General features: G+C 73.7%; 20 protein-coding genes and 1 tRNA gene. 17 read left to right on the top strand and 4 right to left on the bottom strand.

Annotated features, from left to right (window positions below; genetic code table 11):
- The first annotated feature begins 155 nt into the window (after positions 1-155).
- Complete coding sequence (locus ABZ495_RS17275) at positions 156-1,649, top strand: amino acid permease (RefSeq protein WP_359803713.1); 1,494 nt, start codon at positions 156-158, stop codon at positions 1,647-1,649.
- Positions 1,650-1,781: 132 nt separating this feature from the next.
- Complete coding sequence (locus tag ABZ495_RS17270; protein WP_359836636.1) at positions 1,782-3,191, top strand: glycosyltransferase 87 family protein; 1,410 nt, start codon at positions 1,782-1,784, stop codon at positions 3,189-3,191.
- Positions 3,192-3,215: 24 nt separating this feature from the next.
- Here the strand turns inward: ABZ495_RS17270 and ABZ495_RS17265 are convergent, their stop codons facing one another.
- Both ABZ495_RS17265 and ABZ495_RS17260 read right to left on the bottom strand, forming a co-directional pair.
- Positions 3,216-4,982 carry a penicillin-binding transpeptidase domain-containing protein gene (locus tag ABZ495_RS17265; protein WP_359836633.1) on the bottom strand — a complete coding sequence of 589 codons (1,767 nt, stop codon included), beginning with the start codon at positions 4,980-4,982 and terminating at the stop codon, positions 3,216-3,218.
- Between the two features lie 171 nt (positions 4,983-5,153).
- Positions 5,154-6,974 carry a phospholipid carrier-dependent glycosyltransferase gene (locus ABZ495_RS17260; protein ID WP_359836631.1) on the bottom strand — a complete coding sequence of 607 codons (1,821 nt, stop codon included), beginning with the start codon at positions 6,972-6,974 and terminating at the stop codon, positions 5,154-5,156.
- A gap of 97 nt (positions 6,975-7,071) precedes the next feature.
- Here ABZ495_RS17260 and rsmI point away from each other — a divergent pair, with 97 nt between their 5' ends.
- The 7 genes from rsmI (at position 7,072) to ABZ495_RS17225 (ending at position 15,105) form a co-directional block, all read left to right on the top strand.
- Complete coding sequence (rsmI, locus tag ABZ495_RS17255) at positions 7,072-7,938, top strand: 16S rRNA (cytidine(1402)-2'-O)-methyltransferase (RefSeq protein WP_329489294.1); 867 nt, start codon at positions 7,072-7,074, stop codon at positions 7,936-7,938.
- A 235-nt stretch (positions 7,939-8,173) separates the two neighbouring features.
- A complete protein-coding gene (locus tag ABZ495_RS17250; protein WP_359836629.1) occupies positions 8,174-8,599 on the top strand; it encodes a hypothetical protein in 426 nt (141 codons plus the stop codon).
- 165 nt (positions 8,600-8,764) lie between these two features.
- A complete protein-coding gene (gene metG, locus ABZ495_RS17245; protein WP_359803704.1) occupies positions 8,765-10,387 on the top strand; it encodes a methionine--tRNA ligase in 1,623 nt (540 codons plus the stop codon).
- Positions 10,387-11,265: a TatD family hydrolase gene (locus ABZ495_RS17240; RefSeq protein ID WP_329489297.1), complete on the top strand. Its 879-nt coding sequence runs from the start codon at positions 10,387-10,389 to the stop codon at positions 11,263-11,265. Before metG ends, ABZ495_RS17240 begins: the two co-directional genes overlap by 1 nt.
- Positions 11,266-11,377: 112 nt before the next feature.
- Positions 11,378-12,262, top strand: a complete 885-nt coding sequence (gene rsmA, locus ABZ495_RS17235; protein ID WP_329489298.1) for a 16S rRNA (adenine(1518)-N(6)/adenine(1519)-N(6))-dimethyltransferase RsmA — start codon at positions 11,378-11,380, stop codon at positions 12,260-12,262.
- Positions 12,259-13,185 (top strand): 4-(cytidine 5'-diphospho)-2-C-methyl-D-erythritol kinase, encoded by a 927-nt coding sequence (locus ABZ495_RS17230; protein ID WP_359836627.1) that lies wholly within the window; start codon positions 12,259-12,261, stop codon positions 13,183-13,185. Before rsmA ends, ABZ495_RS17230 begins: the two co-directional genes overlap by 4 nt.
- Positions 13,186-13,296: 111 nt before the next feature.
- Positions 13,297-15,105, top strand: a complete 1,809-nt coding sequence (locus tag ABZ495_RS17225; protein WP_359803698.1) for an ABC-F family ATP-binding cassette domain-containing protein — start codon at positions 13,297-13,299, stop codon at positions 15,103-15,105.
- Between the two features lie 105 nt (positions 15,106-15,210).
- Here the strand turns inward: ABZ495_RS17225 and ABZ495_RS17220 are convergent, their stop codons facing one another.
- The gene (locus ABZ495_RS17220) at positions 15,211-17,229 is read right to left on the bottom strand and encodes an FUSC family protein (protein WP_359836625.1); all 2,019 of its coding nucleotides are present in this window, start codon (positions 17,227-17,229) and stop codon (positions 15,211-15,213) included.
- A 401-nt stretch (positions 17,230-17,630) separates the two neighbouring features.
- Between ABZ495_RS17220 and ABZ495_RS17215 the strand changes: the two genes are divergently transcribed.
- From ABZ495_RS17215 to ABZ495_RS17200, 4 genes are all read left to right on the top strand, one after another.
- Entirely contained in the window at positions 17,631-18,164 is a 534-nt protein-coding gene (locus ABZ495_RS17215) for a hypothetical protein (RefSeq protein ID WP_352290652.1), read from the top strand.
- Positions 18,165-18,207: 43 nt separating this feature from the next.
- Positions 18,208-19,851 (top strand): hypothetical protein, encoded by a 1,644-nt coding sequence (locus tag ABZ495_RS17210; RefSeq protein WP_359836623.1) that lies wholly within the window; start codon positions 18,208-18,210, stop codon positions 19,849-19,851.
- Positions 19,852-20,011: 160 nt separating this feature from the next.
- A complete protein-coding gene (mycP, locus tag ABZ495_RS17205) occupies positions 20,012-21,391 on the top strand; it encodes a type VII secretion-associated serine protease mycosin (RefSeq protein ID WP_359836621.1) in 1,380 nt (459 codons plus the stop codon).
- A gap of 162 nt (positions 21,392-21,553) precedes the next feature.
- Entirely contained in the window at positions 21,554-22,894 is a 1,341-nt protein-coding gene (locus ABZ495_RS17200) for an MFS transporter (protein ID WP_359836619.1), read from the top strand.
- Positions 22,895-22,956: 62 nt separating this feature from the next.
- Here ABZ495_RS17200 and ABZ495_RS17195 read toward each other — a convergent pair whose 3' ends face one another.
- Entirely contained in the window at positions 22,957-23,562 is a 606-nt protein-coding gene (locus tag ABZ495_RS17195; RefSeq protein WP_359836617.1) for a flavodoxin family protein, read from the bottom strand.
- A gap of 156 nt (positions 23,563-23,718) precedes the next feature.
- On the opposite strand from ABZ495_RS17195, the gene ABZ495_RS17190 reads away from it, so the two are divergent.
- The 4 genes from ABZ495_RS17190 to ABZ495_RS17175 form a co-directional block, all read left to right on the top strand.
- The gene (locus ABZ495_RS17190; protein ID WP_359836615.1) at positions 23,719-24,129 is read left to right on the top strand and encodes a helix-turn-helix domain-containing protein; all 411 of its coding nucleotides are present in this window, start codon (positions 23,719-23,721) and stop codon (positions 24,127-24,129) included.
- A gap of 135 nt (positions 24,130-24,264) precedes the next feature.
- Positions 24,265-24,340: transfer RNA gene (locus ABZ495_RS17185), tRNA-Thr, on the top strand.
- 167 nt (positions 24,341-24,507) lie between these two features.
- Positions 24,508-25,176, top strand: a complete 669-nt coding sequence (locus tag ABZ495_RS17180; RefSeq protein WP_329489308.1) for a LuxR C-terminal-related transcriptional regulator — start codon at positions 24,508-24,510, stop codon at positions 25,174-25,176.
- A gap of 118 nt (positions 25,177-25,294) precedes the next feature.
- On the top strand, positions 25,295-25,395 hold a 101-nt coding region (locus ABZ495_RS17175; protein WP_285736291.1), incomplete at its 3' end, for an NAD-dependent epimerase/dehydratase family protein.

Below are 25,395 nucleotides of genomic sequence, written 5' to 3'. Positions count from 1 at the left end.
CGTACAATGCGCACCGCGCGACTGTTCGTTTGCGACACTGGTGCATTCGCGGGGTACTGTCCCATCTTTGTTCGGTTGGTCCCCGATGGCACCCCACGGCGCGTCGAGTGACCGGCCGCTAGGACACCCTCCCTCGCCCAGCAAGGATCCTCGTTTTGGCCAGCAACGCCCTCGGCGCGCGCCTGTTGCGGCGCAAGCCCGTCTCGACCCTGATCGCCGAGAGCGAGGGCCGCGACGGCCTTCCCGCCGGTGCGCCCGAGGAGGGCGGACGCTCCGGTATCCACCTGCGCCGCACCATCGGCCTCTGGCAGCTGTCCTCGATCGGGATCGGCGCCACCATCGGCACCGGCATCTTCTTCGTGCTCAGCACCGCCGTGCCGTCGGCCGGTCCGGCCGTGATCCTGTCCTTCGTGATCGCCGCGGTCACCGCCGGCCTCACCGCGCTCTGCTACGCCGAGATGGCCTCCGCGATCCCGGTCTCGGGCTCCTCGTACTCGTACGCATACGCCACCCTCGGCGAGGGCGTCGCGTTCGCGGTCGGCATCTGCCTGCTGATGGAGTACGGCGTCTCGGCCTCCGCGATCGCGGTGAGCTGGGCCGAGTACCTCAACAAGTTCTTCGACCTGGCCTTCGGGTTCAAGATCCCCGAGGCGGTCTCCGGGGCGCCCGACAGCACCCACTGGTTCAACCTGCCGGCCCTGCTGCTGGTCGCGATGGTCTGCACCCTGCTGATCCGCGGCGTCAGCGAGTCGGTGAAGGTCAACGCGGCCATGGTGGGCATCAAGATCCTCATCCTGCTGCTCTTCATCGGGGTCGGCCTGACCGGCTTCCACTCCGGCAACCTGACCCCGTTCATGCCGCTGGGCATCGGCGGCGTCCAGGTGGCGGCCTCCAGCATCTTCTTCTCGTTCATCGGCCTGGACGCCGTGTCCACCGCCGGTGAGGAGGTCAAGAACCCGCGCCGCACCCTGCCGATGGCGATCATCATCTCGCTGGTCGTGGTCACCCTGCTGTACATCCTGGTGGCGCTGGCCGGCATCGGCGCACAGCCCTGGGAGAAGTTCGACGGCCAGGAGGCGGGCCTCGCCCAGATCCTCCAGGACATCACCGGCCAGAGCTGGCCCGCCATCGTCTTCGCGATCGGCGCGATCATCTCGATCTTCAGCATCACCCTCGTGGTGATCTACGGCCAGACCCGCATCCTGTACTCGATGGGCCGCGACGGCATGCTGCCCAAGCGCTTCGCCGAGCTCTCGCCGCGCACCGGCACCCCGGTCTGGAACACCATCGTGGTGGGCCTCGGCGTCGGCGCGCTGGCCGCCTTCATCCCGCTGAACGTCCTGGCCGACATCACCAGCCTGGGCACCCTGATCGCCTTCTCGGTGGTCTCGGTCGGCGTGATCATCCTGCGCCGCACCCAGCCCGACCTGCCGCGCGGCTTCAAGGTGCCCGGCTACCCGGTCGTCCCGCTGGTCAGCGTCGGCTTCTGCATCTACCTGATCACCGGCCTGCACGCCGACACCTTCCGGGCCGGAGCGATCGCCCTGACGCTCGCCGTGGTCGTCTACTTCGGCTACAGCATGAAGCACTCCAAGCTGGAGAAGGCGGCGCGGGCGACCGACGCCACGGCCGGCAACCCGGCCGGCTGAGATTCGCGTACCGAGCACCCGCGGACGGGGCCGTCGAAGGGCGAATGCCACTCGGCGGCCCCGTCCGTGCCACCGCAGACTCCCGGCCCGGAGATGGCGACACGGCGTGGCCCCCGCCCATAACCTTCCACCATGGTGAGCACCCGCACGCCCGGCTACTCCCGCCCGCGCGGCCGCTTCACCGGCCGTGGGGCCGCGCCGGCCCCGCCCGCAGAGGCCGGGCCGCCGACCCGACGAGACCGTCCGCGCGGTACGGCGGCGCCCCGGCCGTTCCCCCGTCAGCGTGGTGACCGGTCCACCGGCACCCCGCCCGATCGGCTGAACCCGACCCGGCTCGCCGCGCTGCGGCGCGTCCAACTGTTCGGCTGCCTGGTGGCGGCCGGCTGGGCGGCGGCCTTCCCGCTCGTGTCGGACCTGCCCAACCAGCGGCTCTGGGGGACCGTCGCGGCCCCCGCGTACGCCCTCGCCGGGCTGTTCTGCCTGACCCTGCCGCGCCGGTGGGCGGCCCGTGCGGCCGCCGGGGTCGCCCTCCTGGGCGCCGTCCTGGTGCCGCTGGCGCTGCTGGCGCTGCAGGGTCGCCACCAGTCCGAGGTGATGGTGGTCGAGCGCTCGGCGCACCTGCTGCTCACCACCGGCAGCCCGTACCTGCCGCACCCGGTGGTGGTCACCGACTACAACCCCTACCTGCCGGCGATGACGCTGTTCGGGATGCCGCGTGCCCTGGTGGGCAGCGGCAATCCGGTGGCGCAGGTGGTGGGGGACGCCCGGATCTGGTTCGCGCTGACCTTCCTGGCCTGCCTGCTGGCCAGCTGGCGGCTGCTGCGGCCGTCCCGGGACCGGGCCCCGCTGCTGCCGCTCGCGGTGCTCACCGCCTCGCCGCTGATCGCGCTGGCCCTGGCGGTCGGCGGGGTGGACCTGCCGCTGATCGGGGTCTGCTGCCTGGCCATGGCCCTCGCCGAACGGGACCGCACCATCGGCGCCGGGCTGGTGCTCGCGCTGGCCTGCACCCTGAAGTGGACGGCCTGGCCGGCGCTGCCGGTGGCCGTCCTGCTGCTGTGGCGGCTCTACGGGCGGCGCCCGGCGGCCCGGGCCGGACTGACCGCGCTCGGCACCGGCCTGCTGGTGATCCTGCCCTCGGTGCTGGTCCGGGCCGACGAGCTGCGCGAACAGGTGGTGCGGTTCCCCCTGGGGCTGACCGCGATCCAGACGCCGGCCGGCAGCCCGCTGCCCGGCAAGGTGCTGGCCGGGTTCGGCCCGACCGGGCACACCGTGTCGCTGGCGCTGATGACGGTGGGCGGGCTGGGGGTGGCGATCTGGCTGCTGGCCCGGCCGCCGGTCTCCGCGATCGCCGCCGCCGACCTGCTGGCGGCGGGGCTGGCGATCGCGTTCATGCTGGCGCCGGCCGGGCGCTTCGGCTACCTGGCGCTGCCGGCCGTCCTGGTGATCTGGCCCCGGCTGGCCGCCCGGCGGTGGAGCGGGAGCCCGCCGGTGCCGGCCGGCTGCCTGCTGACCCGGCCGGAGCCGGCGCTGCCCCGGGGCTGACCGCGGGGCGGCGCAGGCCGGGCGTCAGCGGTTGCCGGCCGCCTTGATGACGGCGGCGACGGCCGGGCCGGCCGCGTCGGCGCCGTGGCCACCGGCCTGGACCTCGGCGGCGACGGCGATGTTGCCCCGGTAGGCGGTGAACCAGCTGTTGGTGGTGTCCATCCCGGCGACCTCGGCCGAGCCGGTCTTGGCACCGGCGTTGTCCGAGATGCCGGCCATCGCGGCCTTGGCCGTGCCGTCCTTGGCGGTGGCGGCCATCATCGCCTTCAGCTTGGCGTCGGCCTCCGCGGAGAGGTTGCGGGCGGCCTTCTGCTGCGGCAGGTCGGCGACCAGGATCGGCTGCTTGAACTCACCGCTCTGCACCGTGGCGGTGATCGAGGCGATGGCCAGCGGGTTCATCTGGACCTTGCCCTGGCCGATCGACTGCATGGCCTGCTCGTCCTTGTTGGCGCCCGGGTCCGGCACCCGGCCGTCGACGTTGGGCAGGCCGGTCTTCCACTCCAGGCCGATGCCGAAGACGTCCTTCGCGGTGGCACCGAGGGTGGCCGGCTTGAGGCTGGCCAGGCCCTGGTCGATGAAGGCGGTGTTGCAGGAGATCATGAAGTCCTGCTGGAGCGTGTTGTTCGGGTAGGCGTCCGGGAACGAGTTCGGAATCGCCTTCGGGTTACTGCTCTTCACCGGACAGGCGACCGGGGTGTCCGGGTTGACGCCGGCCTCCAGCAGGGCCGCCGAGGTGACGATCTTCATCGTCGAGCCCGGGGCCAGCAGGCCGACGAAGGCCCGGTTCTGGCCGGTGGCCGGCGCGTTGGCGAAGGCCAGCACCTGGCCGGTGCTCGGCTCGATGGCCACGATCGAGCCCTGCTTGCCGCCGAGGTCCGCCATCGCCTTCTCGGCGGCGGCCTGCACGGCGTTGTCGATGGTGACCTTGAACGGCTTGGCCGGCTTCGGCTCGACGATGGTGAACAGCTTGTCGGTGACGCCCTTGCCGGCCGCGTCGGTGATCACCACGCCGCTTCCGGCGTCGCTCTGGTCCTTGGTCGGGTCGGCCTGGAGGAGCTTGCGGGCGTTGTCCTGGAGGGTCGAGATCAGCGCCGGGGTGATCGAGGCGCCCTGCAGCGCCTTGCCGTTGCGGTCGACCACGTTGCCCGCGGGGGCGAAGACCGGCTGGGTGGCGATCACCTCGCCCGCGGTCAGGTGCGGGTGGATCACCGACGGGGCCCAGTGCACGGCCGGGGTGTTGTCGCTCATCTTCACGACGCCCAGGAAGCCGTTGTAGTCCCAGACCCGGTTGGTGCCCTCGAACTCGGCGCGGGCCTTGAAGCCCATCAGCACGCCGGAGGGGGCGGCGGAGGCGGAGGCCGACGGCGATTCGGTGCCCGCCGCGGTCGGCGCCGCGGAGCCGGTGGCGGCCGCGGGCTTGGCGCCCGGCGAGGGCGTGCCGGTCGCGGAGGCGAAGGCGGCGGGGGTGGCCGGGCCGGACGGCGCGAGGGTCAGCGCGCTGGGCTTGACCTGGTCCTTGAACGCGGTCAGCGCGGCGGTCGCGGCCGCCGGGTCGTCGGTCAGCCCGGCCGCCTTGGCGATGTCACCGGCGGCCCAGGCCTCCAGGAAGTCCTTGGCCCCGGCCGCGGCCTGCTCGGCGCTGGGAGGCTCGGCGACCACCGTGCGGGCCTTCTTGGCCTCGGCGGTGTCGGAGCCGCCCGACCCGACGAGGCTGTAGGCCCCGTACCCGCCGCCCGCGAGCACGGCGACGGAAACGCCGGTGATGATGCCGATCTTGGCGCCTCTGCGCATGGTGCTGTTCCCCCAAGGGTCTGGCGACTGGCCGCAGCCGGAGATGGCCGGATACGCGTTCGGTGACCAGCCTAGGCAGCCGAACTCGGTGCGCCGACGAAACGCCCGGGTCTTGTGACGGATCTGGTACGTGTCGCGCACCACGTCGGCACGGTTCCCGCCCCGGGGCCGTCAGATCCAGGTGTTGAACCACATCCGCTTGCGCCAGTCGTCCATCGGGATCGTCTGCCCGGTGTACAGCGGGTAGAAGAAGAGGAAGTTCCAGACGATCAGCAGCACCAGCAGCCCGGCCGCCGCGGAACCGATGATCCGCCGGTCGCGGGACGCCCCGGCCGGCCCGATCAGGGCGCCGACCAGCATGGTCACGGCGAGCACCAGGAACGGCACGAAGGCCACCGCGTAGAACAGGAAGATGGTCCGCTGCTGGTAGGCGAACCAGGGGAGGTAGCCGGCGGCCAGGCCGCAGAGCACCGCGCCGGCCCGCCAGTCGCGCCGGGCGGCCCAGCGCCACAGGCAGTACACCAGCGCCACCACGCCGGCCCACCAGAGCAGCGGGGTCCCGATGCCCAGCACCTCGCGGGCGCAGTCGCTCGCGGTGCAGCCGGCCTGGCCCTGCTTCGGGGACTCGTAGAAGAAGGAGACCGGTCGGCCGAGCACCAGCCAGCTCCACGGGTTGGACTGGTAGGTGTGCGGATCGCTCAGGTGGGTGTGGAAGTCGTACACCGTGGAGTGGTAGTGCCAGAGCGCCCGCAGGCCCTCCGGGATCCACGGGAACGCGGTGTCCCGGCCGACCGCCCAGTCCCGGCCGTAGCCGCCCCGGCCGGGCACGGTGCTGCTGGCGAACCAGCCCCACCAGGAGGTCACGTAGACCACCGCGGAGACCACCACGACCGAGACGAAGGCCGGCACCACGTCCCGGACCAGCGTCCACAGGTACGGGCGGCCGGCGCCCGCCAGCCGGCGCGAACCGGCGTCCCAGAGCACGGTCAGCACACCGAAGGCGGCGGCCACGTACAGGCCGCTCCACTTGGTCGCGCAGGTCAGGCCGACGCAGACGCCGGCCGCGATCCGGTACGGGCGCCAGCCGAGGTTCAGCCGCTGGGCCAGGGCGGAGTCCGCCACACCGCCCAGGCGCGCGACGATCCTCGCCCGGGTGCGGTCGCGGTCCAGCAGCAGGAAGCCGAACGCGGCGAGGATCCAGAACATCACCACCAGGTCCAGCAGCGCCGCCCGGCTGAGCACGAAGTGCAGGCCGTCCACGGCGAGCAGCAGACCGGCGACGCAGCCCAGCAGGGTCGAGCGGAACAGCCGGCGGGCGATCCGGGCCACCATCAGGATCGACAGCGTGCCGAGCAGCGCCACCGCGAACCGCCAGCCGAAGGGGTTCATCCCGAACAGCTGCTCGCCCGCGCCGATGATCCACTTGCCGACCGGCGGATGGACCACGTAGCTCGGGTCCGGCCGGTACGGCACCGCCGACCCCGCCATGATCTGCTCGTTGGCGCCGTCCGGCCAGCTGATCTCGTAGCCGCCGTGCCAGAGCGCGTACGCGTCCTTGGCGTAGTACGTCTCGTCGAAGATGATCGCGTTCGGCTCGCCGAGGCCGCTGAACCGGAGCAGTCCGCCGAACAGGGCCACCAGGAGCGGGCCGAGCCAGCCGGCCCAGCGGCAGAGCCAGGACCAGAGCGGCGCCGGCACGGCTGCGCCGAGCCGCAGCAGGACCGGCGAGGGGGCGACCCGGGCCGGCGTCACGCCCGGGCCGTCCGGCATCGGCGGCACCAGCCGCTCGGCGAGCGTGGCCTTCGGCGGCGGCGTGTAGCCGTGCCGGGCCAGGCGCCGCAGCCAGGACGGCTCCGGGCGCTCCTCCTCCCCGGACGCGCGCGGGGCGGGGACGGCGGGGGACGCCTGGTCCGTCAGGACCGGCACGCCGACGCCACCCTGCGCGGTGTGGTCTGTACCAGTGGGCGTCTGCGCCGCCGTGTCGCCGTTCATCCGCCACATCGTAGGGGCGCTTCCTTCGGGGAGGACGGCTCCCTCCGAAGCTGCCCGAATCGTCACCAAAAACACCCGGGGCCCGGTTACTGCAAGGATGGGGCCCGTGACAGGAGTACTCGTTCTCGCAGGCACCCCCATCGGCGACGTCTCGGACGCCCCGCCCCGGCTGCTCACCGAGCTGGCCACGGCGGACGTGATCGCGGCCGAGGACACCCGGCGGCTGCGCCGGCTCACCCAGGCGCTCGGGGTGACCCCGGCCGGGCGGGTGCTCTCCTACTTCGAGGGCAACGAGGTCGGCCGCACCCCCGAGCTGGTCGAGGCGCTGCTGGGCGGCGCCCGGGTGCTGCTGGTGACCGACGCCGGGATGCCGTCCGTCTCCGACCCCGGCTACCGGCTGGTGGCCGCCGCGGTGGCCGCCGACGTCAAGGTCACCGCGGTGCCCGGTCCGTCCGCGGTGCTCACCGCGCTGGCGCTGTCCGGCCTGCCGGTGGACCGCTTCACCTTCGAGGGCTTCCTGCCGCGCAAGACCGGGGACCGGGCGCGCCAGCTGGCCACGGTCGCCGCCGAGCCGCGCACCATGGTCTTCTTCGAGGCCCCGCACCGGATCGCCGAGACGCTGGCCGCGATGGCCCTCGCGTTCGGCGCCGACCGCCCCGCCGCGGTCTGCCGCGAGCTGACCAAGACCTACGAGGAGATCAAGCGGGGCCCGCTCGGCGAGCTGGCGCAGTGGGCCGCCGACGGGGTCCGGGGCGAGATCACCGTGGTGGTCGCGGGCGCCCCGCCGGCCGCCCCGGCCGAGCTGACCCCGGCCGAGCTGGCCCGCCGGGTGGCTGTCCGGGAGGAGGCCGGGGAGCGCCGCAAGGAGGCCATCGCGGCGGTCGCGGCGGAGCTGGCGCTGCCCAAGCGGGAGGTGTTCGACGCGGTGGTGGCGGCCAAGAACACGCCGGCCGGGCCGGCCTGAAAGCCGCAGGTGCCGGGGGTGACGGGGGCGCGTACCTTGGAGTGAAGGCCCCGGTAAACGCCCGCCGAGCTGAAGCTTTGGCCGTGGTTTTCGGTCAGGATCCACCCTTTCGTATAGGGATTCCCAATCCGCGTCCAAGTCTTCACAAGAGGGGCATCGGCCGGGGCGATCCGGGCATTTCCTGGGATGGAAAGACCCAGCCGGGCGAGCGCCCGGCGGGCGCTGGGAGACTGCTATGAGCGAGACGATCGGTAGCCCCCGCGGTGGCAATGCGCTGAGCGACCCCGGCCTGACCGGCCGGCCGCAGACCCCTGTCGAGACCGTCCGGGAGGCCTACTCCTTCGCCTGCCTGAGCTGCGGATACGGCTGGGAGCAGGCGTACGACATCGAGCACCACATGGCCCGGGACGGGCACGTCGTGTTCGAGTACCACGCCAACGGTGTCCGGGTGCCGTCGCCGCTGCTCAAGCCGACCTGCCCGGGCTGCGGCGGCCACACCGTCCGGATCATGCGCGAGGGCCGGGTGGCCAGCGCGGACAAGTCCTGGCAGCACGCCCCGGGCTACTCGGCGCACGCCGAGCCGGCCGGTGCGCAGCGGGTGGCCGCGCCCGCCGCGCCGCGCGGACGCCTGGCCCGGCTCTGGGCGCGCGTGACGGGCTGAGCCCGGGAGGACGGTTCGGCGGCCGGTCGGCGGACCGACGGCCGGACGACCCGGCGGAGCGGGAGCCGACCGGGGACCGGCGCGAGGCGCCGGCGGGCGGGCGGCGCCGGCCCCCGGTGGGCACGGGTCGAGGGCCGCCCCCGTACCCGATTAAGCTTGCCGACCATGGCGGCCACTGCAGAACACAGCACCACCGGGGACGCGACCCCGGCGTACTACGTCACCACCCCGATCTACTACGTCAACGATCGCCCGCACCTGGGTCACGCCTACACCACCGTGGCGGGCGACGTGCTGACCCGCTGGCACCGCCAGCGCGGCGAGAAGGTCTGGTACCTGACCGGCACCGACGAGCACGGTCAGAAGATCCTGCGCACCGCCGAGGCCAACGGCGTCACCCCGCAGGAGTGGTGCGACAAGCTGGTCGAGGAGGCGTGGAAGCCGCTCTGGCAGCACCTGGAGATCGCCAACGACGACTTCATCCGCACCACCCAGGAGCGGCACACCGACCGGGTGCAGGAGTTCGTCCAGGACCTCTACGACAAGGGCGAGATCTACAAGGGCGGCTACTCCGGCCCGTACTGCGTCGGCTGCGAGGAGTACAAGCTCCCCGCCGAGCTGCTGGACGGCGCCACCGAGGGCGAGAAGCTCTGCGCCGTGCACAAGCGGCCGGTCGAGTGGCTGGAGGAGGAGAACTACTTCTTCCGGCTCTCCGCCTACGGCCCGAAGCTGCTGGAGTTCTACGCCGCGAACCCGGACTTCATCCAGCCCGCCACGGCCCGCAACGAGGTGCTGCGCTTCGTCGAGCAGGACCTCAAGGACCTCTCGATCTCCCGCTCGACCTTCAACTGGGGCGTGCCGCTGCCCTGGGACGAGAAGCACGTCCTCTACGTCTGGGTCGACGCGCTGCAGAACTACATCACCGCGGCCGGCTACGGCACCGACCCGGAGCGCTTCGCCGAGCTCTGGCCGGCCTCCGTGCACCTGGTCGGCAAGGACATCCTGCGGTTCCACGCGGTGATCTGGCCGGCCATGCTGATGGCCGCCGGACTGCCGCTGCCCAAGCGGGTCGTCGCCAACGGCTGGCTGATGGTCGGCGGCGAGAAGATGTCCAAGTCCAACCTGACCGGCATCGCCCCGCAGGACCTCACCTCGCACTTCGGCGTGGACGCCTACCGCTACTACTTCCTGCGGGCCATCCCGTTCGGCACCGACGGCTCGTTCTCCTGGGAGGACTTCACCGCCCGGTACACCTCCGAGCTGGCCAACGACTTCGGCAACCTGGCCTCCCGGGTGGCGGCCATGGTCGGCAAGTACTTCGACGGGGCGCTGCCGGCCTCGCCGGCCCACGGCCCGGCCGAGCAGGCCGTCGCGGACGGCCTGACGGCGGCGGTCGCGACCGCCGACCGGAAGATCGGCGAGGAGCTGGACTTCGCCGGCGGCCTCGCGGCGGTCTTCGAGTTCGTCAAGCAGGTCAACGGCTACCTCACCGAGCAGGCGCCCTGGAAGGTCGCCAAGGACGAGTCCGAGGAGGGCCGGGCGCGCCTCGCGACCATCCTCTACACCGCCGCCGAGGCGCTGCGGGCCACCGCCGTGCTGCTCAACCCGGTGATGCCGGCCACCGCCGAGAAGCTCTGGGTCTCGCTCGGGGCCGAGGCCGCCGGTCTCGGCGCGCTGTCCGCGCAGACCGTCGCCACCGCGGCGGACTGGGGCCGGCTGCCCGCCGGCGCCACCGTCACCAAGGGCGAGATCCTGTTCCCGCGCCTCGAAGAGAAGCCCGCTGCCTGATGGCGAAGAAGGACGACGACCGGTCGACGCCACCGCCGCTGCCCGCCCCGCTGGCGGTGGCGGTCGCCGACTCGCACACCCACCTGGACATGCAGTCCGGCACCCCCGCCGAGGGCCTGGCGCGCGCCGCCTCCGTCGGCGTCACCACCGTCGTCCAGGTGGGCTGCGACGTGCCCGGCTCGCGCTGGGCCGCCGATCTGGCGGCCGAGTTCGAGCAGGTGCACGCGGCCGTCGCCCTGCACCCCAACGAGGCGCCGCGGATCTTCCTCGGCGACCCGGACGGCTGGTCCGGGCAGCAGCGCCCGGCCGGCGGCGCCGCCGCGCTCGACGCCGCCCTCGCCGAGATCGACGCGCTCGCCGCGCTGCCGCAGGTCCGCGCCGTGGGCGAGACCGGCCTGGACTACTTCCGGACCGGTCCCGAGGGCGTGGAGATCCAGAAGGAGTCGTTCCGCCGGCACATCGAGATGGCCAAGCGGCACGACAAGGCCCTGGTGATCCACGACCGGGACGCCCACGAGGACGTCATCGCGGTGCTGCTGGCGGAGGGCGCCCCCGAGCGGACCGTCTTCCACTGCTACTCCGGCGACGCCGCGATGGCCAGGACCTGCGCCGAGCACGGCTGGTACCTGTCCTTCGCCGGACCGGTCACCTTCAAGGCCAACCAGCCGCTGCGGGACGCCCTCGCCGCCACCCCGCCGGACCGCGTGCTGGTCGAGACCGACGCGCCCTTCCTCACCCCGCACCCGTACCGGGGCCGCCCCAACGCGCCGTACCTGATCCCGGTCACCGTCCGCTCGATGGCCGCGACGCTGGGGCTGCACGAGGACGAGCTGGCCACCGCCATCGCGGCGAACACGGCCAGGGCCTTCGGGTACTGAGCCGACCGGACCGGGCGTTCCGCCGGGCCATGCGCGCCGCCGCACCCGGTGGTGAGCGCCCCCGCCGCGGTGGCCGAACCCCGGGGGCTCCCCGCGCCCGTATCCTTGGCGCGTGAGCACCACCGATCCCACCTCTGACATCCACCTGCTGGGCGCCGCCGACGTGCGGGAGCTGGCCGCCGCGTTCGGTGTGAAGCCGACCAAGCAGCGCGGGCAGAACTTCGTCATCGACGGCAACACCGTCCGGCGGATCGTCCGGGCGGGCGGGGTGACGGCCGAGGACTCCGTGGTGGAGGTCGGCCCCGGGCTCGGGTCGCTGACGCTGGCGCTGCTGGAGGTCGCGCGGCACGTCACCGCGGTCGAGATCGACCCGGTGCTGGCGCGGCACCTGCCGGACACCGTCGCCGCCCGGCTGCCCGGCAAGGCGGACGCCTTCGACCTGGTACTCAGCGACGCCATGGAGGTCACCGAGCTGCCCGGCCCGCCGCCCACCGCGCTGGTCGCCAACCTGCCCTACAACGTGGCCGTCCCCGTGCTGCTGCACATGCTGGCGACCTTCCCCAGCATCGAGCGCACCCTGGTGATGGTGCAGAGCGAGGTCGCCGACCGGCTCGCCGCCAAGCCCGGCAACAAGGTGTACGGCGTCCCCTCGGTCAAGGCCAACTGGTACGCCGAGGTGAAGCGGGCCGGCGCCATCGGGCGCAACGTGTTCTGGCCCGCGCCGAACGTCGACTCCGGGCTCGTCTCGCTGATCCGCCGCGATCCGCCGCGGACCACCGCGAGCCGCACCGAGGTGTTCGCCGTCGTCGACGCCGCGTTCGCCCAGCGCCGCAAGACCCTGCGCGCCGCCCTCGCCGGCTGGGCCGGCTCCCCGGCCGCGGCCGAGCAGGCGCTCGCCGGCGCCGGCATCGACCACAAGCTGCGCGGCGAGATGCTGACGGTGGAGCAGTTCGCCGCCATCGCCGAGCACAAGCCCGTGAAGCCGGAGTCCGAGTGATCACGGTACGCGTCCCCGCCAAGGTCAACGTCCAGCTGGGAGTCGGCGGGCTGCGCGCCGACGGCTTCCACGACCTGGCCAACGTCTTCCTCGCGGTCGCCCTCGGCGACGAGGTGACGGCGAGCGCCGCCGGGCCGGGCGAGGGCGTCACCCTCACCTGCTCCGGCCCCGACGCGGCCGCCGTCCCGCTCGACGACAGCAACCTCGCCGCCCGCGCGGCCCGGCTGCTCGCCGCCCGGCACGGCCTCGGCGAGCCGGACGTGCGGCTGCACATCGCCAAGGCCATCCCGGTGGCCGGCGGGATGGCCGGCGGCAGCGCCGACGGCGCCGCCGCCCTGGTGGCCTGCGACGCGCTGTGGGAGCTCGGCACCCCCGCCGGGACGCTGCTGGAACTGGCCGCCGAACTCGGCTCCGACGTGCCGTTCGCCCTCCTCGGCGGCGTCGCCCTGGGCCGGGGACGCGGCGAGATCCTGGACCCGCTGCCCGTCACCGGGACCTTCCACTGGGTCTTCGCCGTCGCCGACGGCGGACTCTCCACCCCCGCCGTCTTCCGCGAGTGCGACCGCCTCCGGGAGGAGGCCGGCACCGGCTCCGGCGACACCGAGGTGCCCACCCCCGACGCCGACCCCGCCCTGCTCGCCGCCCTCGCCGACGGTGACCCCGTCGCGCTGGCCGGTGCGCTCGCCAACGACCTCCAGCCGGCCGCCCTCTCGCTGCGCCCGTCGCTCGCCGCGACCCTGCGGGCCGGCACCGAGGCCGGCGCCCTCGGCGCCCTGGTCTCCGGCTCCGGCCCCACCTGCGCCTTCCTGGCCAAGGACGCCGAGGCGGCGGCCGCCGTCGCCGAGGCCCTGCGCGCGTCCGGCACCTGCCGCACCGCGCACGCGACGTACGGCCCGGTCCCGGGGGCTGGCGTACTGCCGTAGCGGGCCCCGCCGGCATCCCCGTTAGGCTGGGGAGATCGGGGCGACCCCGAATGGGGTGCGTACCGGGAGATCGGCGCGGCCCCGACCGCCGAATCCAGGAGCGCAGCACACGTGGCCGTCAACCTCGCCACCATCGAGTCCGTCACGAAGGTCTACGGCACCCGGGCCCTTCTGGACGGGGTCAGCCTCGGCGTCAGTGAAGGGGACCGGATCGGCGTCGTCGGCCGCAACGGGGACGGCAAGACCACCCTGATCCGGATGCTCGCCAAGCTGGAGGAGCCGGACGGCGGGCGGATCACCCACGCCGGCGGGGTGGAGATGGCCGTCCTCACCCAGCACGACTCGCTCGACCCGAAGGCCACCATCCGGCACGAGGTGATCGCCGGCCGGGCCGACCACGAGTGGCTCGGCGACGCGCGGATCCGCGACATCATCGAGGGCCTCTTCGGCGGCCTCGACCTGCCCGGCTTCGCCGAGGGCCTGGACACCGTGATCGGCCCGCTCTCCGGTGGCGAGCGCCGCCGGATCGCCCTCGCCAGGCTGCTGCTCGGCTCGCCGGACCTGATCGTCCTGGACGAGCCCACCAACCACCTCGACGTCGAGGGCATCGCCTGGCTCGCCAAGCACCTCCAGAACCGCCGTTCCGCGCTCGTCTGCGTCACCCACGACCGCTGGTTCCTGGACCAGGTCTGCACCCGGATGTGGGACGTCCAGCACGGCGCGGTGCACGAGTACGAGGGCGGCTACTCCGACTACGTCTTCGCCCGCGCCGAGCGCACCCGGATCGAGGCCACCGAGGAGCAGAAGCGCCAGAACCTCGCCCGCAAGGAGCTGGCCTGGCTGCGCCGCGGCGCCCCCGCCCGGACCTCCAAGCCGCGCTACCGGATCGAGGCCGCCAACGCCCTGATCGCCGACGTGCCGGACCCGCGGGACAAGAGCGAGCTGATGAAGTTCGCCAACGCGCGGCTCGGCCGCACCGTCTTCGAGCTGGAGGGCGTGACCGTCACGGCCGGCCCGAAGCTGCTCCTGGAGAACCTGACCTGGCAGCTCGGCCCCGGCGACCGGATCGGCCTGCTCGGCGTCAACGGCGCCGGCAAGACCTCGCTGCTGCGGGCGATGCGCGACGCGTACGCCTCGGAGGGCGACGTGCAGCCCGCCTCCGGTGTGATCAAGGTCGGCAAGACGGTCCGGCTGGCCTACCTCTCGCAGGAGGTCGCCGAGCTGGAGCCGGAGACCCGGGTGCTGCAGGCGGTCGAGCAGGTGCGCTCCCGGGTGGACCTCGGCAAGGGCCGGGAGATGAGCGCCGGTCAGCTCTGCGAGCAGTTCGGCTTCGGCAAGGACAAGCAGTGGACGCCGGTCGGCGACCTCTCCGGCGGCGAGCGGCGGCGGCTGCAGCTGCTCCGGCTGCTGATGGACGAGCCCAACGTGCTGTTCCTCGACGAGCCCACCAACGACCTCGACATCGAGACGCTGAACCAGCTGGAGGACCTGCTCGACGGCTGGCCCGGCTCGATGGTCGTGATCAGCCACGACCGGTTCTTCATCGAGCGCACCACGGACGTGGTGCACGCGCTGCTCGGTGACAAGAAGCTGCGGATGCTGCCCAACGGCGTCGACGAGTACCTGGAGCGGCGCGCCCGGATGGCGGCCGCCGCGGTGCCGGCTGCCGCGGCCGGCGTCGTGGCGGCGGCGTCGGCCGGCCCGTCCGCCGGGGACGTGCGGGCGGCGAAGAAGGAGATGCAGAAGCTGGAGCGGCAGATCGCCAAGCTGGACCAGAAGGAGGCCAAGCTGCACGCCCAACTGGCCGAGCACGCCGCCGACTTCTCCAAGGTCGCGGAGCTGGACACCGAGCTGCGCGGTGTTCGGGAGGAGAAGGAGGAGCTGGAGATGAGCTGGATGGAGCTGGCCGAGCAGGTCTGAGGGCCGGTCGGGTCGGCCGGGCCGGCCTGGCCTGGCGGGCCGGCCCAGCCGGTCGGGGGCGGGTGGCCGGTCGGCCCGGTCAGCCCGGCAGCCTGGTCGGCCTGGTCAGCTTGGTCGGCCTCGGTCGCCGAGGAGCGTTTCGAGTTCGTCCGCCGCACGGCCCAGCGCGCTGCGCGCCGGGTCGTGCGGCCGGGTCGGACGGGCCGCCGGCCGGGTCGGCGGCCGGTGCGCGCGGGCGGCCGCGGTGAGGTCGTCCAGGGCCCGCCGGACCCGCTCCACCTCGCCCGGGTCGGGGACCCGGCCGCCGTACCGGATCTGTGCCGCGTACGCCGCCACGGCGCCGCTGAGGCGCTCCAGCGCGGCGGTCGCGGGCAGCCACCGTTCGGCGAGCCGGCCGGTGGGCGGCGGCTCGGTGAGACCCTGCTGCACCTCCCGGCGGGCGTCGGCGAGGGCGCGGTAGGCGGTGCGGCGGAGCCAGACCTCGGCGACCGGGGTGGCGGGGGCTTGTGCGGTGGCGGGGGCGTGCGTGGTGGCGAGGATCTGGGTGGCGGCGGCCGGGATCGGCCGGGTCTCTCCGGTGACCGAGGCGAGGTAGGCGTGGAGCGCGGCCGTCGCGTCGACCAGACGGGGCTCGATCCGGTGGCGCGGGCGTTCCGGCCAGAGCAGGTAGCCGAACAGCAGCACGATCGCACTCGCGAGCGCGGTGTCCAGGACCCGGGGCCAGAACTCGGCCGCGCCGCTCTGCCCGCCGAGCTGGAGCAGGATCAGCGCCATCGGGGTGATGGCGACGGTGTTCAGGCCGTAGTGCGCCGCCGTCGCGTACGGCAGCAGGGCCACGCAGAGCGCGGCGATCACGGTCAGCGCCCACGCGTCGGTGGTGAGCAGGAGCACCCCCGCCGTCACCGCCACCCCCAGAACGGTGCCGACCGAGCGGCTGACCGCGCGCAGGAACACCGAGCCGAGGTCCGGCTTGAGCACGAAGGCGATCGTCATCGGCACCCAGTAGCTCTTGCTGAGCGGCAACGAGGCGGTGGCGGCCGAGCCGACCGCGATGCAGAGCGCCACCCGCAGGCCGTACCGGACCGACTCCCGGGAGAGCAGCCGCACGCGCAGCCGCCACGGGTCCGGGGGCGGCGGTGGCGCCGTCCCCAGGGCGGCCTCGCGCCCGGCGACGGTCTCGGCGGCCGCCCGCAGGGCCGCGTCCAGCGCCTGCCGGGACGGCGTGTCGGGCTGCCAGTCGGGCACCGCCACCTCGCCGCCGCCGCGCTCCACGGCCCGGGCGAGGAGCCCGGGGACGGCGGCGGCCTCCGGCGGGACGGGCCGCCAGGCCCAGAGCAGTCCGCTCGCCGCCTCGGTGGCCGCCAGCGCCGCCTCGTACATCCGGCGGAGCCGGACGGTGCGGGGGGCCTCGGGCACCCCGGGGCGAGGCGGCGGGAGGAGGTCCTGGAGCTGGTTCAGACGGACCGTCAGGACCTGGCGCGACGCGGCGCCCCGCGGGGTGCCCAGGTCGGCCAGGGTGGCGCCGAGCGCGTCGTACGCGGCGGCGAGCGCCCGGGTGCGCGGGTCGGCGCGCGGGCGGCGGTGGCTGCGGCCCGGCAGGCCGAGCAGGACCACGAAGGCGGCCCCGGCGAGCATCATCGGCGCGGCCGCCCACCACGGCCGGGCGAGCGGCATTCCGCTCCCCAGCGCGGCGGAGACCAGCAGCAGCATCCCCGCCGCGGACCCGCGCGGCCCGGTGGCGCTCAGCGCCCCGGACACGAACGCCGTGGCGGTGAGCGCCGCACCGATGGCCAGGGCGGTCGACAGGAGCCCCCGGGGGTGGAACTCCTGCAGGGCGGTGCCGATCAGCATGCCGAGCGCGGAGGCGGACACCGCCGAGGCGATCCGCGGGGCGCGCAGCCGGGTGGGCTCGACGCGGTCGTTCATGGTGGCGTGCATCGCGCCGAGACCCGCGAAGACGCCGAGGTCCAGGTGGTGGGAGAGCAGCCCGAGCGCGAGCGGCACCGCCATGCCGACCGCCGCGCGCACCGTCGGCGCGAGCGGCAGCGGGGGCCGGGCCGGACGGGCGGCCCGCGCCCACCAGGGGGTGCTCCGCCGTACGGGACCGGACGACCGGGACGGCACGTGATCACATCCATTCCGCTGCGGGCCGCCTCGCACGCGGGTGGGCGGGGCGGAGGGTCGCTGCTGTGCGACATTGCGCGGCAGATGAGGTCGTACCCGGCCGAACCGGACCCGGCCAGTCTAGCGGGCGGCCGGGCGGGGCCGCCGGGGCCTGTACGTGTCAAGTTCGTACCGATCGCACGCCCCTGGGGCACCGGCCCTGCCGACCTGACGGAGCGGGTGGCTACGATGGCTCAGGCGACTGCTGTCCGGACGGCGGGCGGCACGCCGAGTACGACTGTAAGACCGAGAAGTTGACGGTGTGTTGCGGTGCGGCGGCCCACGGGCCGCCCCGCACGCGGGGGAGAGGTGGATTTGCGGTGGCTGACGCACCTGTAGGCGGAGAAGCCGGGACGAACGGCGTGACGGCGCCTCCGGACGACAAGCCGTTCACGCTCGGGACCCATGGCGGCGGCTGGTTCGGCGGCATGTTCGGCGTGGTCGACAACGTCGTCCGGGCCGTGGAGACGAACGTCAGCGCCTCGGCGCTGGTGTCCGCCTTCGGAAGCAAGAACGTCAAGATCGAGCTGGACACGCTGACCGCCTTCGCGAAGAAGATCGAGGCGCTGCTCCAGGCGATGGAGGGCTCGGAGGCCGCGCCCTACAAGCTCCAGGAACAGCGGCTGCACGCGGACAACTTCGGCAAGGGCTTCACGCAGTCCACCGACCTGACGGCCGCGTACGGGAAGACCCACGACGCCCTGGTCAAGCTGCACAAGGACTTCGTCTCCCAGATCGAGGCGATGAAGACGGCGGTCGCGCAGACGGCGGGCAACTACGCCGGCAACGAGGAGAACACCACGGCCGCCCAGCAGGCGGTCGCGAAGAACGCCGGTGTGGTCAACCCGGCGGCGGGGCCGAACGGGCCGGGCCCGACGAGTGCCCAAGGACTCTGACGGTGGTGCAGGTCGAGACTTTGAGTGACACGGGGAGTGAGTGATGGCAGGCGGAACGGACTTCGAGGGCAAGCAGCACGAAGAGCTCAAGGCGATGGTCGCGAGCACCGACCCGGCGAAGGTCCTGAGCCGGGGTACGCAGCTCACAGCAGCCGGAAAGGTGCTGAAGGAGCTCAGCGCAGCTCTCAAGGCTCACGTCGACCAGATTCAGTGGGAAGGGCCGGCAGCCGAGAGTTTCAAGACCTGGGCCGGGAACTTCCACAAGTCTGCGGCGCTGCTCGGTGACTACTCCACCGGCGCCGGTGACGCGATGCACCAGGCGGGCGAGGCGCTCAGCACCGCCAAGACCGCGGTGCCCGACGTCCCCAAGACCGAGGTCGAGACGGTCAACAAGCACAACCGCCAGCCGTGCCCCACCATCACTCCGGTGCTGGAGATCAAGTACGGCGGTGTGGGCAGTTCTGCCGACCAGATCATGAAGAAGGTCGACTCCAACTGGGTCACCGCGACCGAGGCCGCGGCGGCGAAGAAGAAGGTCGACCAGGAGCACCAGGAAGCCATCAACCAGATGGTGAAGCTGGCGCAGGCCTACGAGGCGGCGACCACGAAGCTGAACTCGCTCGAAATGCCGAGTCTGCCCGGCGTGCCGGGCGGTGACGGGGTGCACGGGAGCGAGGACGTCCCGGTCGGTGGCGGTGGCGGCGGAACGGGCTCCAGCCACTACGCCCCCAACCCCAACACGGGTGGCGGCGGCGGTGGCGGGAGCTACAGCCCGCCGCCCGGTGGCGGAGGCGGCGGCTCGGTGACCCCCCGTCCGCCCGCGCCGGTCCCGACCGGGCCCGGGCACATCGACCCGGTCCCGCCGCGCCCCGGCCCGACGCCGGTGCCGCTGCCGGGTGACCCGGGCATCCCGGCGCCGACGCCCGACCCGTCGTCTCCGGTGATCCACCGACCGGGGACCGGCATCGACAGCGTGCCCACCCTGCCGACCTCTCCCACCGGTCCGGTGGCGCCGACCGGGCCCGGCGGCTTCCCGCCGAACGGCCCGGGAGGTACGCACGGGCTTCCGGTCGGCCCCGGCGGTCAGCCCGGCGGGCCCCTGCCGTTCAACCCCTTCGGCCCCGGTGGCGGTTCGCTCCCCCCGAAGGGGAGCAGCCCGACCATTCCGACCTCGGGCCGGACGAACCCGTTCGGTGGCGGTGGCGGATCGGTCCCCCCGAAGGGAACCCCGTCTGGGCTGCCCGGCGGCGGACAGCCCTTCGGATCGCGTGAGGCCCAGGGCGGCAGCGGTCGGTCCGCGGCCGGCAACGGCATGGGCGGTTCGGGCGGCGGCATGCACCCGGGCATGGGCGGCGGTCACGGTGGCGGAGCCTCCGGTGGCAGCTCGCGCGGTCGGGGCCTGACCTCGACCACTGGTGGCACGGTCGGCGGGACCAAGGGTCCGGCCGCGGGGGGTGCGTTCACTCCCGGTGGCACGGGCCTGCGGAGCCGGGCGGGTGCCACGGGCGGTGCGGGCGGGGAGAACGGGCCGCGCTCGGGCCAGAACGGCATGGCGGGCGGTCCCGGCATGTCGGGTCACGCGGGCAAGAGCGAGCGCGACCGTCGCAAGCGTGCGGACTACCTGCACGAGGACGAGGAGACCTGGACGAGCGGTACGCCGCAGAGCAATCCGGGCGTGATTGAGTAGGACTGTGACGACTGCCCGGCCACTGGGCTCCCCCGGTGGCCGGGCAGACCTGTCCGGGGCGGCTCCCGGGCGACGGGGAGATCAACGAGGAGTGGTGATGCGGCGGACGGACGTACGGGGACGCGGGCGCGGGTTCGCCGCTGTGTTGTTGGCTGCGGGTGTGATCGCGGGGCCGGCCGCGCTGCCTGCCGCCGCGGTGGATTCGATCCGCGCGCAGCAGTGGCATCTGGACGCCATGAAGGCGCCGGACATGTGGAAGACCACCAAGGGCGAGGGCGTCACCGTTGCCGTGATCGACGGCGGGTTCAAGCTGGACCACCCGGATCTGGTCGGGCAGTTGCTGCCGGGGAAGGACTTCAGCGGCCTGCCCGGCGGGATCGGGGATTTCAAGGACGGCCACGGCACCGGGATCGCCAGTCTCATCGCAGGGACCGGCAAGGGGATGGGCGGTCAGGGTGCCTACGGGCTGGCCCCGGGGGCCAAGGTCCTGCCGCTGAAGATCAAGAACGACTCCAACGCGGGAAGTGTCAGTACCTCCGACTTTCTCGACCGGATCGGCCAGGCCATCACCTACGCGGCGGACCAGGGGGCCAAGGTCATCAACATCTCCCAGGCCGGCCCCGCTCTTCAGGCTTCCTCCGAATCCGTTGCCTCCGTGAACAGCGCGATCGCCCATGCCGTTGCCAAGGGCTCACTTGTGGTGGCGGGCGTGGGCAACTCCGCGCAGGCGGGCAACCCGGTCGAGTACCCGGCCGCACTGCCCAGCGTGGTCGGCGTGGGAGCGATCGATCAGAACATCACGACCACGGCAGAATCGGAGCAGGGGCCGCAGGTCGACCTGGTCGCCCCCGGTATCGACATGTACGACGCCTGCACCGGAGCCTCGGGGTACTGCAAGACCCACGGGACCTCCGATGCCACGGCCATCGTCTCCGCCTCGGCGGCGCTGCTCTGGTCCGTCCACCCCGACTGGAGCGCCAATCAGGTGCTCCGTGTGCTCATCAACACGGCGGGCAAGCCCGCGGACGGTTCCAACCGCAATGACGGCATCGGCTACGGCGCGGTCCGGCCCCGGATCGCGCTGACCACGCCGGGGGACCCGGGGCCGGCGGACGTGTCCCCGATCCCCGAGAAGGCCGTCGAGGCCCCCTCGGCTTCGCCGTCGGCCGCCCCGTCGCCCTCGGCGAGCGCGCCCACCGGTGCTTCGGCGGCGGCGAGCGCGCCGCAGACCGCGAACAGTGCCCCCGTGGCGGCCCCGCCGGCCGCGCAGCCGCCCGCCGCCGAGGCGTCCGACTCCGGCAGTGCGCTGCCGATCGTCGTCGCCGTGGTGGTCGGGCTGGTGCTCGTGGCGGGCGTGGTGTTCCTGGTGCTGCGCCGGCGCGGGGCGGCCACCGCCGCGCCGGCCGTCGAGGCGCCGCCCGCTCCGGTGGGGTACCCGCAGGCTCCGCCGCAGGCCGGGCCCGGGGTGCCGCCGGGGCCGCCGGGGCCGCCGTCGTACGGGCCGCCGGCTCCGCCGAGCGACAATCCGTACGCCCGCTAGGGGAGACGGTCCGACTGCCCGGCCGCTGGGGTGAGCCCCGGTGGCCGGGCAGTCGTCGTCGGTGGTGGCCGTGGTGCGGGGCGGGCGTGAGGTGCCGGTTGTGCGCCGTCGTCACCCGGGTGGGCGCTGTCGCGGGGGTGCGGGGGTCGCCAGGGTGGCGGTATGGATACGCAGGAAGCCCGCCGGTCGGCGCAGTTGCGCAGGGCCGCGGCGGCGGCGCTGATCGGTACGGCGATCGAGTTCTACGACTTCTTCATCTACGGGACGGCGGCCGCGCTGGTCTTCGGCGGGGTGTTCTTCCCGGGCCTGGGCACGGTGGGTGCGCTGCTGGCGGCGTTCTCGGTGTACGCGGTGGCGTTCCTGGCCCGGCCGCTGGGGGCGGTGGTGTTCGGGCACTTCGGGGACCGGCTGGGGCGGCGGGCCACGCTGGTGGTGTCGCTGCTGCTGATGGGCCTGTCGACGGCGCTGGTCGGTGTGCTGCCGGGGTACGGGGCGTGGGGGTGGTGGGCGCCGGCCGCGCTGGTGCTGCTGCGGGTCTGCCAGGGCGTCGGGCTCGGCGGGGAGTGGGGCGGGGCCGCGTTGCTGATCGCGGAGAACGCGCCGGCCGGGCGGCGCGGGCGGTACGGGGCGTTCCTGCAACTGGGGCCGACCATCGGCTTCGCGCTGGCCAACGGCATCTTCCTGGTGCTCCAACTGGCGCTGAGCGAGCGGTCGTTCCACGGCTGGGGCTGGCGGGTGCCGTTCCTGGCGTCGCTGGCGCTGGTGGCGACGGGGATGTTCGTGCGGCTGCGGATCGAGGAGACGCCGCTGTTCCGGGCCGGTGAGGTGCGGACGCGGCCGCCGGTGCTGGAGGTCCTGCGCGGGCACTGGCGGACGGTGCTGATCGGCTGCGGGGCGATCACCGTCGGGTACGCGCTGTTCTACCTGACCACCACGTACGCCCTGGCGTACGCGACGACCGGGCTCGGGGTGCCCGGCACGGTGGTGCTGTCGATGCTGCTGACGGGCGTCGCGGGCCAGGCCGTGACGGTCTGGGTGAGTGCCCGGCGCAGTGACCGGTGGGGGCGCCGGCGGATGCTGCAGGGGGCGACGGGGCTCGCGGTGTTCTGGTCGCTGCTGCTGTTCCCGCTGCTGGAGACGGTGAGCCGGCCGCTGATGTTCCTGGCCCTGGCCGGGTCGATGGTGGTGCTGGGGTGCCTGCTCGGGCCGCTGGCGGCGTACCTGCCGGAGCTGTTCCCGACCCGGGTGCGGTACACCGGCGCCGCGCTGACGTACAACCTGGGCGGGGTGGTGGGCGGTGCGACGACGCCGCTGATCGCGACCAGGCTGACCGACGCCTACGGGACGGCGGAGCCGGTCGGCTGGTACCTGGCGGCGCTGGGGCTGGTGTCGCTCTGCTGCCTGCGGCTGCTGCCGGAGACCAGCGGGACGGACCTCGCGCCGGCCGGGGCCGACGGCGGACGCCGCCGGGCGCCCGTCCTGGGGGCGGACCCGGCGGCGTAGCGCGCGGTGGTGGTGCCGCGCCTGGTGCCCGGCGGGCGGCTCGGCACCCCGGTGGGTCACTGTCAGGCGGCGACGGGGGTCAGGGCGGCGCGGCCGGCCAGCAGGGTCGCGGTGTGCTTGGCGACGCGGTCACCGAGGTGCTCGGCGGTGGCGATGTCGGCCAGGTGGACGGCGTCGGTGCCGCCGTCGGACGGGGTGGAGGCGGCGGCGCCGGCGAAGAAGCCGAGGCGGTTGAGGTCGTGCTCGGTGCCGGTCGAGGAGTTCCAGCCCGGCTTGAGGCCCAGGTTGACCCAGTTCATGCCGTGCTGGGCGGCGAGGGTCTGGAAGAAGCCGAGGGTGCCGGACTTGTCGCCGCTCTTGGAGGCGGAGTTGGTGAAGCCGGCGGCGACCTTGTCCAGCCAGGCGTCGCCGAACCAGCGCTTGCTGCTGGCCTCGGCGAAGACGTGGAAGGCGCCGGAGGCGGTGCCCATGTAGGTGGGCGAGCCGAAGACGATCGCGTCCGCGGCGTCCAGCCGGGTCCACTGCTCCTCGGTGATGGTGTCGACGGCGACGGTGACGACCTCGGCACCGCTCGCGGCGGCGCCGCGGGCCACGGCCTCGGCGATGACGGCGGTGTGGCCGTAGCCGGAGTGGTACGCGATGGCGACGGTGGGGCGGATGGCGGTCATGGCTGGGTGCTCCTCGGTGGGACGCGCGAAAAGGGAACGGCAGGGGAGGCCGGGGTCGGCGGCTCGGCGCCGCCCCGTCCAATGGTCTCTAATGTAGACCAGGTCTCCAGAAGTTACCAAGAATGGATTGGAGACCGAAGGGCTACCCTGGAGGGCATGACGACGCAGGAGCGGTCCCCGGCCGGGCCGGAGCAGGCCCAGGACCTCGATGTCTTCGCCCAGCTCTGTCCGAGCCGCGCCATGCTGGCGGACCTGGCGGACAAGTGGACGATGCTGATCCTGATGGGCCTCGGCGAGTTCGGTCCGCAGCGGTTCTCCGAGCTGCAGCGCGCGGTGGACGGGGTCAGCCGCAAGATGCTCACCCAGTCGTTGCGCACCCTGGAGCGCAACGGCCTGGTGCGGCGCACGGTGCACCCCGAGACGCCGCCGCGGGTGGTCTACGACCTGCTGCCGCTCGGCCGGGAGCTGTCCGCACTGCTGGCGCCGGTCGGTCGCTGGACGGAGGAGCGGACCGCGGAGATGCTCGCCGCGCGCGAGGTGTTCGACGGGGCCCACACGGACGCCTGACCGGCTGTACGACGCCGTCGCGGCGCCCTCGGGTGGGGGGTCGGCGAGGGGGTCGGATGTCCTCGATCGGGTGGTCGGAGCCGATTTCCCTTCCGGGCCGTCGGCCGTGTAATGTCTTCCTTGTTCGACCGGTTCGCCCCTATAGCTCAGTCGGTAGAGCGTCTCCATGGTAAGGAGAAGGTCTGCGGTTCGATTCCGCATGGGGGCTCCAAGTGAAAGACCCTCGCCCAACGGCGAGGGTCTTTTTCGTGTCCGCCCGCCGTCGCCGGGCCGGAGGCGGGCTAGCGGGTCGGGTGCCGAATGCGCTGTGATGGTGCGTCATCGGCCGCCCGCCCCACCGGGTGCGGGCGCGGGCCGGACCCCGACGGGGAGGGTGTCATGGGCGTTCGACTCGTGGTGGTCGACGACCACCGGCTGCTGGCCGAGGCGCTGGCCACCGCGCTCCAGCTGCGCGGTCACCGGGTGCTCGCGGTCGGCTCGCCGGCCGGGTCCGCCGCCGACCTGGTGGCCGGGCGCCGGCCCGAGGTGTGCCTGCTCGGGGTGGCCGGTCCGGCCGATCCCGGGGCCTTCGACGGGCTGCGCCGGATCCGCCGGGAGCGGCCCGAGGTGGCCGTCATCGTGCTCGGTCCGGTCGGTGAACTGCGGGGCGTGGCCGGTGCGTTCGCGGCGGGCGCGGCGGGCTACGTGCCCAGCGACGAGCGGATCGAAGTGGTCGAGCGGGCCATCGGGCGGGCCCGGGCCGGGGAGGCGGCGGTCGCGGTGGACGTGCTCCGGGGCGCCTTCGACCAGTTGCTGCGCCCGGCCGCGGAGCCGGACGACGAAGCGCTTCGCCTGCTGCGGCTGCTGACCCGCCGTGAGGTGCAGGTGCTGGCCCGGATCGCGGACGGCGAGGACACCGCGGCGATCGCCGCCGGGATGCGGATCGCGGCGAGCACCGCCCGGACGCACGTCCAGCGGGTGCTGATGAAGCTCGGCGCGCGGACCCGGCTGGAGGCGGCGGCGGTGGCCGCCCGGACGGGACTGCTGGAGCGGATGGCGCGGGACTGAGCGGGCGGTCCGGCCGGCGGTCCGGAGCACTCCCGCGGCCAGGGACAATAGGCCCCAGTCGTACGTACGTCACCGATGGCCGCCCACCGGCGGACCATCGCCCGCTGGAGGTCTCATCATGAGTAAGTACCTGGTCACGGGTGGCGCCGGCTATGTCGGCAGCGTGGTCGCCGCCCACCTGCTGGAGGCGGGACACCAGGTGACCGTCCTGGACGACCT

The organism is Kitasatospora sp. NPDC005748, from assembly GCF_040630735.1.
Classification (GTDB): domain Bacteria; phylum Actinomycetota; class Actinomycetes; order Streptomycetales; family Streptomycetaceae; genus Kitasatospora.
The sequence above is the reverse complement of the archived record's forward strand: the minus strand, read 5'-3'. Positions and strand labels throughout refer to the sequence as shown.

Excerpts from the sequence above, each read along its gene's own strand:
- rsmI (WP_329489294.1), top strand. The coding sequence starts at position 7,072 with ATGGGGCCCGTGACAGGAGTACTCGTTCTCGCAGGCACCCCCATCGGC.
- ABZ495_RS17260 (WP_359836631.1), bottom strand. The coding sequence starts at position 6,974 with ATGAACGGCGACACGGCGGCGCAGACGCCCACTGGTACAGACCACACC.
- ABZ495_RS17265 (WP_359836633.1), bottom strand. The coding sequence starts at position 4,982 with ATGCGCAGAGGCGCCAAGATCGGCATCATCACCGGCGTTTCCGTCGCC.
- ABZ495_RS17190 (WP_359836615.1), top strand. The coding sequence starts at position 23,719 with ATGACGACGCAGGAGCGGTCCCCGGCCGGGCCGGAGCAGGCCCAGGAC.
- ABZ495_RS17250 (WP_359836629.1), top strand. The coding sequence starts at position 8,174 with ATGAGCGAGACGATCGGTAGCCCCCGCGGTGGCAATGCGCTGAGCGAC.
- metG (WP_359803704.1), top strand. The coding sequence starts at position 8,765 with ATGGCGGCCACTGCAGAACACAGCACCACCGGGGACGCGACCCCGGCG.
- ABZ495_RS17200 (WP_359836619.1), top strand. The coding sequence starts at position 21,554 with ATGGATACGCAGGAAGCCCGCCGGTCGGCGCAGTTGCGCAGGGCCGCG.
- ABZ495_RS17180 (WP_329489308.1), top strand. The coding sequence starts at position 24,508 with ATGGGCGTTCGACTCGTGGTGGTCGACGACCACCGGCTGCTGGCCGAG.
- ABZ495_RS17270 (WP_359836636.1), top strand. The coding sequence starts at position 1,782 with ATGGTGAGCACCCGCACGCCCGGCTACTCCCGCCCGCGCGGCCGCTTC.
- ABZ495_RS17210 (WP_359836623.1), top strand. The coding sequence starts at position 18,208 with ATGGCAGGCGGAACGGACTTCGAGGGCAAGCAGCACGAAGAGCTCAAG.
- ABZ495_RS17240 (WP_329489297.1), top strand. The coding sequence starts at position 10,387 with ATGGCGAAGAAGGACGACGACCGGTCGACGCCACCGCCGCTGCCCGCC.
- ABZ495_RS17195 (WP_359836617.1), bottom strand. The coding sequence starts at position 23,562 with ATGACCGCCATCCGCCCCACCGTCGCCATCGCGTACCACTCCGGCTAC.